Source organism: Neoaquamicrobium sediminum (assembly GCF_040970315.1).
Taxonomy (GTDB): domain Bacteria; phylum Pseudomonadota; class Alphaproteobacteria; order Rhizobiales; family Rhizobiaceae; genus Aerobium; species Aerobium sediminum.
Genome location: NZ_JAZHFV010000001.1, coordinates 342,470 through 356,524 on the forward strand (window position 1 = coordinate 342,470; position 14,055 = coordinate 356,524).

General features: G+C 65.0%; 10 protein-coding genes. 5 read left to right on the forward strand and 5 right to left on the reverse strand.

Features of this window, described 5'->3' with window-relative positions:
• The first annotated feature begins 3 nt into the window (after positions 1–3).
• The 5 genes from tsaE to trxA all read left to right on the forward strand — a co-directional run bounded on the left by tsaE (position 4) and on the right by trxA (position 9,237).
• Complete coding sequence (gene tsaE / locus V1479_RS01685; protein ID WP_368801384.1) at positions 4–1,500, forward strand: tRNA (adenosine(37)-N6)-threonylcarbamoyltransferase complex ATPase subunit type 1 TsaE; 1,497 nt, start codon at positions 4–6, stop codon at positions 1,498–1,500.
• Positions 1,497–2,207 (forward strand): nucleotidyltransferase family protein, encoded by a 711-nt coding sequence (locus tag V1479_RS01690; RefSeq protein ID WP_368801385.1) that lies wholly within the window; start codon positions 1,497–1,499, stop codon positions 2,205–2,207. The genes tsaE and V1479_RS01690 overlap by 4 nt, the downstream gene beginning before the upstream one ends.
• A complete protein-coding gene (gene addB / locus V1479_RS01695) occupies positions 2,204–5,320 on the forward strand; it encodes a double-strand break repair protein AddB (protein ID WP_368801386.1) in 3,117 nt (1,038 codons plus the stop codon). The genes V1479_RS01690 and addB overlap by 4 nt, the downstream gene beginning before the upstream one ends.
• Entirely contained in the window at positions 5,317–8,841 is a 3,525-nt protein-coding gene (gene addA / locus V1479_RS01700) for a double-strand break repair helicase AddA (protein WP_368801387.1), read from the forward strand. The genes addB and addA overlap by 4 nt, the downstream gene beginning before the upstream one ends.
• Before the next feature lie 72 nt (positions 8,842–8,913).
• Positions 8,914–9,237 carry a thioredoxin gene (gene trxA / locus V1479_RS01705; RefSeq protein ID WP_173188623.1) on the forward strand — a complete coding sequence of 108 codons (324 nt, stop codon included), beginning with the start codon at positions 8,914–8,916 and terminating at the stop codon, positions 9,235–9,237.
• Positions 9,238–9,292: 55 nt separating this feature from the next.
• Here trxA and V1479_RS01710 read toward each other — a convergent pair whose 3' ends face one another.
• From V1479_RS01710 to trpB, 5 genes are read right to left on the reverse strand one after another with little or no spacing between them, the layout of a single operon-like run.
• Positions 9,293–10,630 (reverse strand): bifunctional folylpolyglutamate synthase/dihydrofolate synthase, encoded by a 1,338-nt coding sequence (locus tag V1479_RS01710; RefSeq protein ID WP_368801388.1) that lies wholly within the window; start codon positions 10,628–10,630, stop codon positions 9,293–9,295.
• A 43-nt stretch (positions 10,631–10,673) separates the two neighbouring features.
• On the reverse strand, positions 10,674–11,597 hold the full coding sequence (gene accD / locus V1479_RS01715) for an acetyl-CoA carboxylase, carboxyltransferase subunit beta (protein ID WP_173188619.1): 924 nt from the start codon (positions 11,595–11,597) through the stop codon (positions 10,674–10,676).
• Positions 11,598–11,642: 45 nt separating this feature from the next.
• A complete protein-coding gene (gene trpA, locus V1479_RS01720; RefSeq protein ID WP_173188617.1) occupies positions 11,643–12,482 on the reverse strand; it encodes a tryptophan synthase subunit alpha in 840 nt (279 codons plus the stop codon).
• A gap of 3 nt (positions 12,483–12,485) precedes the next feature.
• Complete coding sequence (cutA, locus tag V1479_RS01725) at positions 12,486–12,815, reverse strand: divalent-cation tolerance protein CutA (RefSeq protein ID WP_368801389.1); 330 nt, start codon at positions 12,813–12,815, stop codon at positions 12,486–12,488.
• Between the two features lies 1 nt (position 12,816).
• The gene (gene trpB / locus V1479_RS01730; protein WP_173188613.1) at positions 12,817–14,037 is read right to left on the reverse strand and encodes a tryptophan synthase subunit beta; all 1,221 of its coding nucleotides are present in this window, start codon (positions 14,035–14,037) and stop codon (positions 12,817–12,819) included.
• Between the last annotated feature and the right edge of the window lie 18 nt (positions 14,038–14,055).

A 14,055-nucleotide genomic window follows, 5' to 3' on the forward strand; every position in this document is an offset into this window, starting at 1 on the left:
TTCATGGTCGAGCGCTCGATCGAACTGGATCTGCCGGACGAGATCGCCTCGTCCATCCTTGGCGAAGACCTGGCTGCGATGCTGCGCCCCGGTGACGTGCTGGCGCTTCACGGCGATCTAGGGATGGGCAAGACGACGCTCGCACGCGCAATCATCCGCGGCCTGTACGGGGAGCCGGATCTGGAGGTTCCTAGCCCGACCTTCACGCTCGTGCAGGCCTACCAGGCGCGTTTTCCGATCCACCACTTCGACCTCTATCGTCTGACCGCCGCGGATGAATTCGAGGAGCTGGGTTTCGACGAGGCGGTCCGCGATGGCGTGGCGTTGATCGAATGGCCGGAACGCGCGGAAGAAAGATTGCCCGGCGACGCCGCCGCGGTTGTCCTTTCCGAACATGGAGCCGGCCGGCGCGCGCGCATTACAGGCCCGGCAGAGTTCATGGCGCGGCTCGACCGGTCTCTGGCCATCCGCGGGTTCCTCGACCGGTCCGGATATCGCGGGGCGACCCGCGCCTATCTGGTTGGAGATGCTTCTGCGCGCGCTTACGAAACCATATCTCTCGAGCAAGCCGCGCCGGTCATCCTGATGAACGCGCCACGTCCGCCGTCGGGTCCACCAGTCCGCGACGGCAAGCCCTATGCGCAGATCGCACATATATCGGAATCGGTGGTCCCGTTCGTCGCCATCGCACGGGCGCTGCGTGACAAGGGCTTCTGCGCTCCGGAGGTCTACGCATCGGATTTCGAGCGGGGGCTGTTGCTGATCGAGAATCTCGGCAGCGAGGGTGTTCTCGATGCCGACGGCGAGCCGATAGGCGAGCGCTATCTTGCTTCGGCTGAACTTCTGGCAGGCATACATCGCCACGAATGGCAGCCGCAGATCGAGGCTGCGCCAGGCACAGTCCACACGATCCCGCCCTTCGATCGCGACGCCCTTTCGATCGAGAGCGAACTGCTTGTCGACTGGTATCTGCCCCATATTGCCGGCCGCCCGGCAGCGGATGCGGAACGCGTGGCCTTCTCGCAGGCGTGGGGCGCCGTGTTCGACACGCTCGAACACTGCGAGAAAAGCATCCTTCTCCGCGATGTCCATTCTCCCAACATCATCTGGCGGGAGGATCGTTCGGGTAGCGATCGCATCGGGCTCATCGACTTCCAGGATGCCATGATCGGCCCATCCGCCTACGATGTCGCATCGCTCGCCATGGACGCCCGGGTCACGATCCCGGCGGAACTGGAAAACGCAATTGTCGAGGCATATGTCGCCGCGCGCCAGGCGCAGGGCGGCTTCGACCGGCAGGCTTTCGAGGCGGCCTATGCCATCACGGCCGCGCAGCGCAACACGAAGATCCTCGGCATCTTCGTGCGTCTCGATGTCCGCGATGGCAAGCCCGGCTATCTGAAGCACCTGCCTCGCATTCGTTCTTATGTAGCCCGCGCCATCACGCATCCTGCGCTGCGCCCGGTGCGTGACCTTTATGCGGAGCTCGGTATCCTATGAAGACGGCGATGGTTATGGCTGCCGGGCTCGGCAAGCGGATGCGACCGCTGACCGACACCATGCCGAAGCCGATGATAAGCATAGCCGGCAAAACCCTGCTCGACCGCGGCCTTGACGCCTTGGCTCAAGCGGGGGTGGAGAAGGCGGTGGTCAATGTCCACTACCTGCCACGGCAGATCATCGATCATGTGGGCCAGCGCAGCCGACCGCATATCGTCGTGTCCGACGAGAGTGGATTGCTGCTCGATTCCGCAGGCGGCATTGTCAAGGCGTTGCCCGAACTTGGGGCCGAGCCCTTCTTCATTCTCAACGCCGATACGTTCTGGATCGATCGTGACGGCCAGGATCTCGAGCAGCTTGCACTTGCGTGGGACGGCACGCGCATAGATATTCTTCTCATGCTCGCCCGACCCGACGATGCCACCGGACATAGCGGCTCGACAGATTTTCTGCTCGACGCCGAAGGCAGGCTTGCGCGCGCCCGCGGCGCGCCGGAGGGCCTGATCTATGCCGGGGCGGCAATCGTGCATCCCCGCATCTTTGAGGGCGCGGCTGCGGAGCCGCATTCGCTCAACATCTATTTCGACCGCGCCATTGCGGCTGGCCGGCTGTTTGGCATGTCCATGCGCGGCCACTGGATCACCGTCGGCACGCCGGATGCGGTCGCAGCGGCGGAAGCCGCGATAGCGCGCCATGGCGGGTCATGACCGGCCGCCCTGCGCCGCGCGTTTTCACCATTCCACCCGGCCAGCCGTTCCTGCCGACACTGGCTGACGCTATCCTGTCGGGCCGTCTGGTGCCGGGCTTTGCCGTTGATGGCGATCCGCTCAAACTGGCTTCGGCCACCATCTACCTGCCAACACGCCGTGCCGCCCGCGCGCTTCGCAGCGCGTTCGTCGACCGACTTGGCGGCGTGTCCGCCATCCTGCCGACGATCCGGCCGCTGGGCGAGTTCGATGAGGACGCTGCGATATTCGAGGGCGGACAAGCCGACGAACTGACGCTGGCGCCGCCGATCGAACCGCTCGACCGCATTCTGCTCCTGAGCCCACTGGTTCAGGCCTGGAAGCGCCGCCTGCCTGCCCATGTGGCCGCGCTGTTCGACGAAGAGGTGGTGGTGCCGGCCTCGTTGGCCGATGCGATCTGGCTGGCGCGCGATCTTGCCGCGCTGATGGACGAGATCGAGACCGGCGGTGCGGAATGGAATCGCCTCACGCAGCTCGTGCCGGAAGATCTTGCCAACTGGTGGCAGGTGACGCTCGAATTCCTGCAGATCGTCACCGGCGCTTGGCCCGACCTTCTGAGAGAACGCGACCGTTCCAACCCGGCAGCGCATCGCAATGCGACGATCCTCGCCGAGGCCGAGCGTCTTGCGGGCAATCCGCCGGTTGGCCCGGTGATCGCTGCCGGCTCCACAGGCTCGATACCCGCGACAGCGCAGTTGCTGGCAGCCATCTCGCGGCTTCCCCAAGGCGCGGTCGTGCTGCCCGGGCTGGACTTGGTGCTCGACGAGGCAAGCTGGCGCGAGATTGGCCGGCCTGATAGCCCGCCCGCCAGCTTCGGACACCCACAGGCCGGCCTGAAAAAGCTGCTCGGCGTATTGGGTCTCGGCCGCGATCACGTGGTCGAGGTCGCCACGTCGCTTCCGTTCGTTGCCGCTCGCATCGCGGCGGTCAACGAAGCGCTTCGTCCCGCCGAGACGACAGACGCCTGGATTCGCAATCGCGATGCGGCAACGCCGGAAGCGTTCGAAGGCGTTCGCCTCGTCGAAGCCGCCAACGAACGCGAAGAGGCACTGGCGATAGCGGTGGCGTTGCGGCTGGCCATTGCGGACGGAAACAGATCGGCGGCACTGGTAACCGGTGATCGCGAACTAGCGCGGCGGGTGGCGGGCGAACTGCGCCGTTTCGGGATCGAGGCGGACGATTCCGGCGGCACCCCGCTGGTCCTGACGCCGCCCGCATCATTGTTCCGGCTGATGCTTCAGACCGCTTTCACGCCGGGCGATCCGGTTTCGATCATGGCGCTTCTCAAGCATCCGCTGCTGCGGGCGGGTCTGGGTCGCGAGCGGGTCCGGGACGGCTCGGAAACGATAGATCTGATCGCGCTGCGCGGCGGGACCGGAAGGCCGGACATCGCCAGTCTGGGCGCGGATTTCGAACGCCAGTTCGAGGAACGTCGCGCGAACCCGAGAAAGCCGCCCTGGCTCGCACGCCTTCGAGGGGATCAGGTAGACGCGGCGCAGCTCCTGCTCGTCAAGGTCGCCGAGGCCATGACTGCGCTGTCTGCCTTGCGCGGCAATGACGTGCCGATTGCCGCGCTCGTCCGGGCGTCGGTCGAGTGCTTCGAAGCGCTTGGCCGCGACGCCGATGGATCGCTGACAGAACTTTATCGCGGCGATGCGGGCGAGGCCTTCGCTTCTTTCCTGCGCTCACTGGCCGGCACCAGCGTCTCGCTCGATGTGGAGGCAGGACAGTGGCCGGACGTGTTCGAGGCCCTGATCGCCGGCGCCACGGTCAAACCCTCGGTCACGGGCGACAGCCGCATCGCGATCTGGGGGGCACTTGAAGCTAGGCTCCAGTCGGTCGACACGCTCGTGATCGGCGGCCTCAACGAAGGTTCCTGGCCCCGCAAGGCGGAGCCCGATCCGTTCATGTCGCGGTTCATGAAGGCCGGCATGGAGCTGGAGCCGCCGGAACGGCGTATCGGTCAGGCCGCGCACGATTTCGTCATGGCAATGGGCGCGCCCGAAGTGGTACTGAGCCGCGCGGCGCGCGCGGGCGACGCACCCGCGCTCGCGTCTCGCTGGCTGCAGAGGCTGAAGACATTTGCCGGCGAAGAAGCCGTCGAATCCATGGCTGCCCGCGGTCGCACCCTGCTCGAATGGGCGCGCGAGCTGGACAAGGCCGAGCCCGTCCCCTTTGCGCCGCGGCCTTCACCCAAGCCGCCGCTTGCGCTGAGGCCGCAGCGTTTCTCCGTCACTGAGATCGAGACCCTGCGCCGGGACGCCTATGCGGTCTATGCACGGCGCATCCTGAAGCTGGAGCCGCTGGAGCCTCTGTTGCGCGACCCCGGAGCGGCGGAACGCGGCACGCTGTTCCACGACATTGTGCACGCATTCGCGATGTCCGGCACCGATCCGTTTGCGCCCGAGGCGGAAGCGAGTCTGATCGAGATCGGCCGAGAGCTGTTCGATCGCGCAGCACTTCCGGCCGACATCGACGCAGTCTGGTGGCCGCGCTTCGTGCGCATGGCGAGCCACTTCATCGTGTGGGAGCGGGGACGGCCACCGGGCATAAAGGGCAGGCTCGCCGAGGTGAAGGCAGACGCCACGCCTGTCGGCGTGACTGGCATCTCGCTTTCCGGGCGTGCCGACCGTATCGATCTGCGGGCAGCCGGCATGGCCGACATCATCGACTTCAAGACTGGATCGCCCCCTTCCAAGGCGCAGGCGCATACGCTCCTGTCGCCCCAACTGGCGCTGGAAGGCGCGCTCCTGATGCGCGGCGCCTTTGCCGATGCGGGCGCAGCCACGCCGGCAGAGCTCGCCCATGTGCGCATGAAGGCCAATGGCGAGGTGATCGAAGAGTCGATCCTCGAATACAACCGGCAGGTCAAATCCGCTGACCAGCTCTCGACCGAGGCGTGGGAGCGATTGGAGCGGCTGCTCGCGTATTATGGCAGCGAGACGACGGGCTATCTGTCGCGTGCCTTGCCGTTCCGCGAGGGCGACACCAGCGGCGACTACGACCATCTCGCGCGCGTGCTCGAATGGTCGGCCGGTGGGGACGGCCCGGGTGATGGGAGCGAGGGCGAATGAGCGCGCGGCTCACGGTCCCGGAGGATACGCGTACGGCGCAGGCTACGGCCTCGATGCCGGGCGTTTCGGCCTGGGTGTCGGCCAATGCCGGCTCGGGCAAGACGCACGTGCTCTCGCAGCGGGTCATCCGGCTGCTCCTCGGTGGCGCCGAGCCGTCGCGTGTCCTCTGCCTCACCTATACGCGCGCGGCAGCGGCCAACATGGCGAACCGTGTCTTTGCCAGCCTTGCCCGGTGGACCATGCTGGACGAAGACAAGTTGGCTGCCGAACTGGCCGAACTTGACGGCAGAAGCCCGGACCAGAAACGTCTTCGCTTTGCCCGCCAGCTTTTTGCCCGTGCGCTGGAGACCCCCGGCGGACTGAAAATCCAGACCATCCACGCCTTCTGCGAGGCGGTGCTGCACCAGTTCCCGCTGGAAGCGAACATTGCCGGCCATTTCCAGTTGCTGGACAGCCAGATGGAGGCGGCGCTGGTGGCCGAGGCGCGCCGCGAAATGGTCGCGCTGGCTGCCGGCGATGCGCAGCCGGAACTCGCCGAAGCGTTTGCAAGCGTGTTGGACTATGGCGGTGAAAGCGGGCTCGAGTCCCTGCTTGGTGCGATCATCGCGCAGCGTGGCGCGTTGGGCCGCTTCATCTCTAACGTGGGCGAGGGCGACACGCACTTTCGTCCATTCTTTGCCGAATTCGGATTTGCCGGCGAGGAAACGCCGGCATCCCTGGCCGAAGCCATCTGGCCCGACCCGTATTTCAATCCTGCACTGGCCAGGGCCATCGGCAGCCGGGCATCGGCGGCCGGCAAGTCGATCGCCGCGACCTTCTCCGCTGACCTTGCAGGCGCCTGCGCGCTCGCCGATCCCGTCGAGCGGCTGAAAACCTTGCGCACGATCTTCTTGACCAGGAAGGCCGGTATCTGGTCGCCGAAATCCGCGACGCGGATCATGGCCAAGGGCGTCGGCGAGTATTTTCCGGAGTTCGCGCAGGAGTTCGAACGATTTGCCGGTGCAATCGAGACGACCTGCGACCGCGTCGCGCTCCTGTCCATGCTGGAAGCCACCCGTGCGGCGCTGGTCCTCGCAGACTGGCTGATAGCACGCTACGAACGCCTCAAAAGTGCGCGCGGCTTCCTCGACTTCAATGACCTCATCGCGCGCACGGCGGCGCTGCTATCCCGCGAGGATGCCGGTGCCTGGGTGCAGTACAAGCTCGACAAGGGCATCGACCATATCCTGCTCGACGAGGCGCAGGATACGAGCCCGGACCAGTGGGCGGTCGTCAACGCGCTCGCGGCCGAGTTCTTCTCCGGACAAGGCGCGCGCGAGAACGAGAGCCGAACCGTGTTTGCGGTGGGCGACGAAAAGCAGTCGATCTATTCCTTTCAGGGTGCCGAGCCCGAGTCCTTTGCGCTCAGTGGGCGGGCCTTCCGCGATCGCGTTCTGGCGGCTCGCGGGGCGTTCGAGCAGGTCAAGCTCACCCGTTCTTTCCGTTCGACGGAGGATGTGCTTTCGGCGGTCGATCTCGTCTTTGCTTCCGAGGTGGCGCGCGACGGCCTCACCCGCGACCCCGAGCCGGTCGAGCATCTGGCCATTCGCGAGAACGCGCCGGGCCATGTCGAGCTATGGGAATCGTTAAGCCCCACCGTGGTCGAGGAGCCAGACGACTGGACCGAGGCGATCGATCATGCGTCCGCGCCCGCCGTGCGGCTCGCGCGCCAGATCGCCGACACCGTGGCACACTGGCTGTCATCGGATGAAATGATCCCGGGTCGCGGCAGACGTCTGACGCCTGGCGACGTGATGGTGCTGGTCAGGAAGCGCGATCGCTTCATCCACGCGCTTGGCCGCGAACTGAAGACGCGCGGCATTCCCGTTGCCGGCGCCGACCGGCTGATGTTGACCGGTCACATCGCCGTTCAGGACCTGATGGCGGTGGCGCGCATCGCCCTGCAACCGGAGGACGATCTCTCGCTTGCAGCATTGCTCAAGAGCCCGGCCTTCGGGTTCAGTGAAGAGATGCTGTTCGAGCTGGCTGCGAGGCGGCCGGAGGGCCGCTCCTTGCTTTCAGCGATGCGGGCCGCCGGCGAGAGTGACGACGCAATAGCCCAGGCCTGGCAAACGCTGACTCGCTGGAGAAATGAAGCCGGCTACAGGCCGCCATTCGAGTTCTTCGCCAACCTGCTTGCCCGAGATGGCTTACGCCGAAAGTTCATAGCCCGGCTGGGGCCGGAGGCGGGCGACGTGGTCGACGAGTTCCTCAATTTCTGTCTTGCCGCCGAAAGGACCGGCGTGAACAGCCTTGAGGCGCTGATTGCTTTGCTCGACGGCGGCGGCCCGGAAATCAAGCGCGAGATGGATCAGACCCGCGGCGAGGTGCGTATCATGACGGCTCATGCCGCTAAGGGGCTGGAGGCACCCGTGGTGTTTCTCGTCGACAGCGGCTCGGCGGCCTTTTCCGACAGTCACCTTCCGCGCCTCGTGCCCTTTGCCGCGCCATCCGGCGGTTGGGTCGGCAACGGGTTTCTGTGGCGCGCCACCGCCGACATGAACAACAGCTTCGCTCTCGGCTTGTCGGCATCCGCCCGTCGCAAGGCCGAGCAGGAATATCGGCGTCTCCTTTATGTGGGCATGACACGTGCCGAGGACCGGTTGGTTATCTGTGGCTACCATGGAAAGCGCGGTCAACCCGAGGGGAGCTGGCACGCGCTGGTGCGCGATGCGCTCATGGCGTCCCCGCATACGAGCGAAGTGCGGAATCCTGCCACAGGCGAAACCGTCCTGCGTTACCAAGTGACGAAAACAGGTGCGGTCGTCGCGGCGCAGGGGACCGTCGAGAAGCCGGGTTCGGCAAATCCGCCGCCGCACGCCCTGTACCAACCGTTACCACCCGCCCCTTTGTTGCCCCGCCCGCTGTCGCCGTCGGGTGCCGGTGCGACGGTCGAACGCGATGCGGACGTCGTGCCCGGGTCCCGCTCGCCGGTACTCGACGCGCCCGCCGCGCAGTCCTATGCGCTCGAGCGCGGGCTGGCGGTGCACAGGCTGCTGCAGGTTCTGCCGGCGGTACCCTTCACCGAACGCGCCGCCGCCGGGAGCCGCTATATTGCGCGCATCGGAAATGCCTGGCCGGATGGAGAGGCTGAACGACTATGGGACTCCGTCGATACCGTGCTGCACGATCCCGGTTTCGCCGCGATCTTCGAAGATGGGTCGCGCGCCGAAGTTGAAATCATGGGCCGCGTAGCGCTCGGAAGCGGAGAGCGCGCCGTCTCCGGACGCATCGACAGGCTTGTCATCACCGAAGATGCAGTGCTGATCGTCGACTACAAGACCAATCGTCCGCCGCCCGGCAGCCTGCACGAAGTGCCGGAAACGCATATCGCTCAGATGGCGCTATATAGAGCGCTTCTAGCACCGCTCTATCCGGATCGTGAAATCCGGGCTGCCCTTGTCTACACCGAGGCGCCGGTGTTGATTGCCGTGTCGGCGCAGACGATGGACGACGCGCTTGCCCGACTCACCCATGCGTGACAGAACAATGCTTGAATGGGGCTTCCGAGAGTCCCACATATCTGGCGACACAATCCTATCAAGGAGACCCACATGGCCACCGTCACCACAGACAAGAACACCTTCCAGGCCGAAGTGCTCCAGGCTTCCGAGCCTGTGGTGGTCGATTTCTGGGCAGAATGGTGCGGCCCCTGCAAGATGATTGCGCCCGCGCTCGAGGAAATTTCCACGGAACTCGGCGGCAAGGTGAAGATCGCCAAGCTGAACATCGACGAGAACCCGGAACTCGCCGCACAGTACGGTGTGCGCTCTATCCCGACGCTGATGCTCTTCAAGGACGGCGAAGTCGCCGACATGAAGGTTGGCGCCGCTCCCAAGACTGCGCTGTCGGCATGGATCGGTGGCGCCGTCGCCTGACGGTCACGCAGGTACCGACAAAAAGCCCGGCCTTAGCGCCGGGCTTTTTCTTTGATCACACAGGCGGTGTGCCGTTTTTCGCCAGCACTTCGCCGACAAGGTAGAGCGATCCCGAGATCAGGATGCGCGGGGGATGCTCCGGATCGTCCCAGGCGTCCCGCAGCAGCATCAGAGCGTTCTCGACCGATGCGACCGGTTCGGCAGCAAGCCCCGCCGCAATGGCACGGGCAGCCAGCTCGTCGTTGGGCACGCCTGCATCGCTTTCATTGACCGGCACCGTGAAGACGTGCCGCACCATGCCGACGAAGTTGTGAAAATAGCCGGTCTGGTCCTTGGTATTGATCATGCCGGCGATCAGCACCAGCGGCAGAGGCCGCTTTTCCTCCTGGTCGGCCAGTGCCTCGGCTACGGCCGCGCCTGCACCGGGATTGTGCCCACCATCGATCCAGATTTCGGCGCCGCGTGGTGCGAGGTCCACCAGCCGCCCCTCGGTCAGCTTCTGCATGCGCCCCGGCCAGTAGACGCGCGCCATCGCCGCTTCGGCAACGCGGTGGCCGATCTCGAAGCCGGCCGCCTTGACGGCGGCAATGGCTGCGGCGGCGTTGGCATATTGATGCCTGCCGGGCAGGCGTGGCGGCGTTACGTCGAACAGCCCGTCATCGTCCTGATAGATCATCCGGCCGTTTTCCTCGAAGGCCAGGAAATCCTGCCCGTAAACAAGCAACGGGCAGTCGAGGCGGTCGGCGGTTTCGATCAGGACATCGCGCGCGTCCTCGTATTCCTGCGCGCCGATGACCACCGGGCATGAGGGCTTCATGATCCCGGCCTTCTCGGCCGCGATCAACTCTACCCGATCGCCCAGATAGGCTTCATGGTCGAGCGAGATCGGCATGATGAGGCTGACCGCCGGCCTGGCGATCACGTTGGTGGCGTCGAAGCGTCCGCCCAGTCCCACCTCGACGATTGCCACGTCTGCCGGATGTTCGGAGAACAGCAGGAACATCGTCGCGGTGAGGATTTCGAAGACGGTGATCGTCTCGCCCTGATTGGCCTCGGCAACGCGGGCAACCGCGTCAGCCAGCACCGAATCCTCGACCAGCCGGCTGCCGCCGGGCGCGCCGATGCGATAGCGCTCGTGCCAGTTGACCAGGTGCGGCGAGGTATGAACGTGGCAGCTCAGACCCGATGCCTCGATCAGAGCGCGCGAAAATGCGGCGGCCGAGCCCTTGCCGTTGGTGCCGGCGATATGGATCACCGGCGGCATGCGATCCTGGGGGTTGCCCAACCGCTCCAGCAGTCGCGAAATGCGGTCCAGCGAAAGGTCGAAACCCTTCGGATGAAGGGTCATCAGGCGCTCGATCTCGCGCTCTGCGGCGTGTGCTTGCGTGGTCATCGTGACCAATCCCGGCGTCGTTGCAGGGCTTTCGACCTCAAGATCATGCTTCCGGGCGGTTCTCTACAGCCGGTTCGGCAGGCGGCGGCAGGACTTCCATCTCGGGGTCTGCCACCACCTTTTCCTTGACCAGTATCTTCAGAAGCCGCGCCACGGTTTCCTTCATCTCCAGCCGCGACACGACCATGTCGACCATGCCGTGCTCCATCAGATATTCGGAGCGCTGGAAGCCTTCGGGAAGCTTTTCGCGGATAGTCTGCTCGATCACGCGGGCGCCGGCAAAGCCGATCACCGCGCCCGGCTCGGCGATATGGATGTCGCCCAGCATGGCGTACGAAGCGGTCACGCCGCCCGTGGTGGGGTTGGTCAGCACCACGATATAGGGCAGGCCCGCTTCCTTCAGACGGTCCACGGCAACGGTCGTGCGCGCGAGCTGCATCAGCGACAGGATGCCCTCCTGCATGCGCGCCCCGCCCGAGGCCGAGAACAGCACCATCGGGCGCTTCAGTTCGACGGCGGTTTCGAACGCCTTCACGATCGCCTCGCCGGCCGCCATGCCGAGCGAACCGCCCATGAAGGCGAAATCCTGCACGGTGACGACGATCGGCAAGCCCTCGATGGCACCGGTGGCCGAAAGCACCGCGTCTTCGAGGCCGGTCTTGGTCCGGTAGTCCCGGAGGCGGTCGGTGTAGCGCTTCTCGTCCCGGAACTTCAGCGGATCGGCCGCGACCTTGGGGTTCTCGATCAGCTCGTAGGCGCCGTTGTCGAGAAACGCCTTGAGGCGTTCCTTCGCCGAAATCTTCATGTGGTAGCCGGAAGATGGGATAACCCACTGGTTCCCCTCCAGCTCGGTATGGAACACCATTTCGCCGGTCTCCGGATCCTTGATCCAGAGATTTTCAGGCATCTCGCGGCGGCCGAGGAAGGAATTGATCTTCGGGCGGACGAAATTGGTGATCCAGTTCATGGCGATGTCCTCGATACTGCGTACAGGCTCTAGATGGAGCGTCTATCAGGCCGGAGCAAGGCGGGCACGCCGAACACCGTGCGCCAGCCCGTCGACCAGGGTCGCAACCGCCTCGGCGGGGTCGGCGACCAACTTTCCGTCCGCCCCGATGACATTTGCGACGGCGTTGACGATCGCGGTGCCGACCACCACGCCATCCGCGGAAGCCCCGATCGCGCGCGCCTGCTCCGCCGTCTTGACGCCGAAGCCCACACAAACCGGCAGCTCGGTATGCGCCTTGATGCGCGCGACGGCCGAGCCGACCTTGCTCGTATCGGGCAGGGCCGAGCCGGTGATGCCCGTCATCGATACGTAATAGACGAAGCCCGAGGTGTTTTCGAGCACCTTGGGGAGGCGCTTGTCATCCGTCGTGGGCGTGGCGAGGCGGATGAAGTTGATGCCGGCCTTCACCGCCGGAATGCAGAGCTCGTTGTCCATTTCCGGCGGCAGGTCGACGATGATGAGCCCGTCAATGCCCGCCTCTTTCGCGTCTTTGAGGAAGCGATCCACACCGTAGATGAAGATCGGATTGTAGTAGCCCATCATCACGATCGGGGTCTCGTCGTCCCCTTCGCGGAATTCGCTCGCCATGCGCAGCGTCTTGGCCAGCGTCTGCCCGCTCTTCAGCGCGCGCAGGCCTGCCGCCTGAATTGCGGGACCGTCCGCCATCGGGTCGGAAAACGGCATGCCAAGCTCGATCACGTCGGAGCCTGCCTTGGGAAGCGCCTTCATGATCGCCAGCGAAGTGTCGTAGTCGGGGTCGCCGCCCATGAAATACGTCACGAGCGCCGGCCGGCCCTCGGCCTTCAGTTTCGCCATGCGGCGGTCGATGCGGGTATCGGTCATGGATCAGGGTTCCCTGGTTTCGGCGGCCAGCCAGTCGGCATAGCCCGCGTTGATGGCAACCAGTTCGGTCGCGACGATCGACGGCGTCTCGTATGGGTGGATGGAGCTTACGAGCTCTGCAACGGCTTCGAAGTGAGCGGAACGCGACTTGAGCAGCAACGGTATCTCGTCGGCCTGCTCCACTGCGCCCTTCCATCGATAGATGCTGGAAATCTGCGGAAAGACATTGGCGCACGCGGCGAGCCGGTCGCCGACCGCCGCTTCCGCTATGCGTTCGGCAATGGCGCGATCGGGACAGTTGATCCAGATGTCGACGAATTGCGCGCCGGCCAACTCAGATCTCCATGCCCATCATCTTGGCGACGGTGTGCACGTCCTTGTCGCCCCGGCCGGAGAGGTTGACGACGATGATCTCGTCCTTGCCCATCTTCGGTGCGATCTTCATCGCATGCGCGATGGCGTGGGACGATTCGAGTGCCGGGATGATGCCCTCGGTGCGCGTGGTGAGCTGGAAGGCCTCCATCGCCTCGTCGTCCATGATCGGCACGTAGTCGACACGGCCGCTGTCGCGCAGCCACGAATGTTCGGGGCCTACGCCCGGATAATCGAGCCCGGCCGAGATCGAATGGCCGTCGAGAATCTGCCCATCGTCGTTCTGCAGCAGATAGGTACGATTGCCGTGCAGCACGCCGGGCCTTCCGGCATTCATCGAGGCGCAATGTTCGTCGCCGTCGAGCCCGTGCCCACCAGCCTCGATGCCAATGATCTTGACGTCCTTGTCGTCGAGGAAGGGGTGAAAGATGCCGATCGCGTTGGATCCGCCGCCGACGGCGGCGATCACCACATCGGGCAACCGGCCTTCCTGCTCCAGGATCTGGCCGCGCGCCTCGGTGCCGATCACCGACTGGAATTCGCGCACGAGTTCCGGATAGGGGTGCGGGCCGGCCGCGGTGCCGATCAGGTAATAGGTGTCCTCGACATTGGTGACCCAGTCGCGCAACGCCTCGTTCATGGCGTCCTTGAGCGTGCCGTGGCCGGCCGAAACCGGCTTCACCTCCGCACCGAGCAGCTTCATGCGGAAGACGTTGGGCTTCTGACGCTCGACATCGGTGGCGCCCATATAGACAACGCAAGGAAAGCCGAACCGCGCCGCGACGGTGGCCGAGGCCACGCCGTGCTGGCCGGCGCCGGTTTCCGCGATGATGCGCTTACGGCCCATCCGCTTGGCCAGAAGGATCTGCCCGAGGCAGTTGTTGATCTTGTGCGAGCCGGTGTGGTTGAGGTCCTCGCGCTTGAAGTAGATCTTCGCGCCGCCGAGATGCCGGCTCAGCCCTTCCGCGAAATAGAGCTTCGAAGGTCTGCCGGCGTAATGCGTCGACAGTGCCTGCAGCTCGGCCTTGAATTCAGGATCGTTCTTGGCTTCGTTCCAGTGGGACTCGAGATCGAGGATCAGTGGCATCAGCGTTTCGGCAACGAAACGACCGCCGAACATACCGAACATGCCCTGCTCGTCGGGGCCGGTACGGAACGAATTGGGGGTCACAGGCTGGTTCACGGCCGGTCTCCTCGGGAA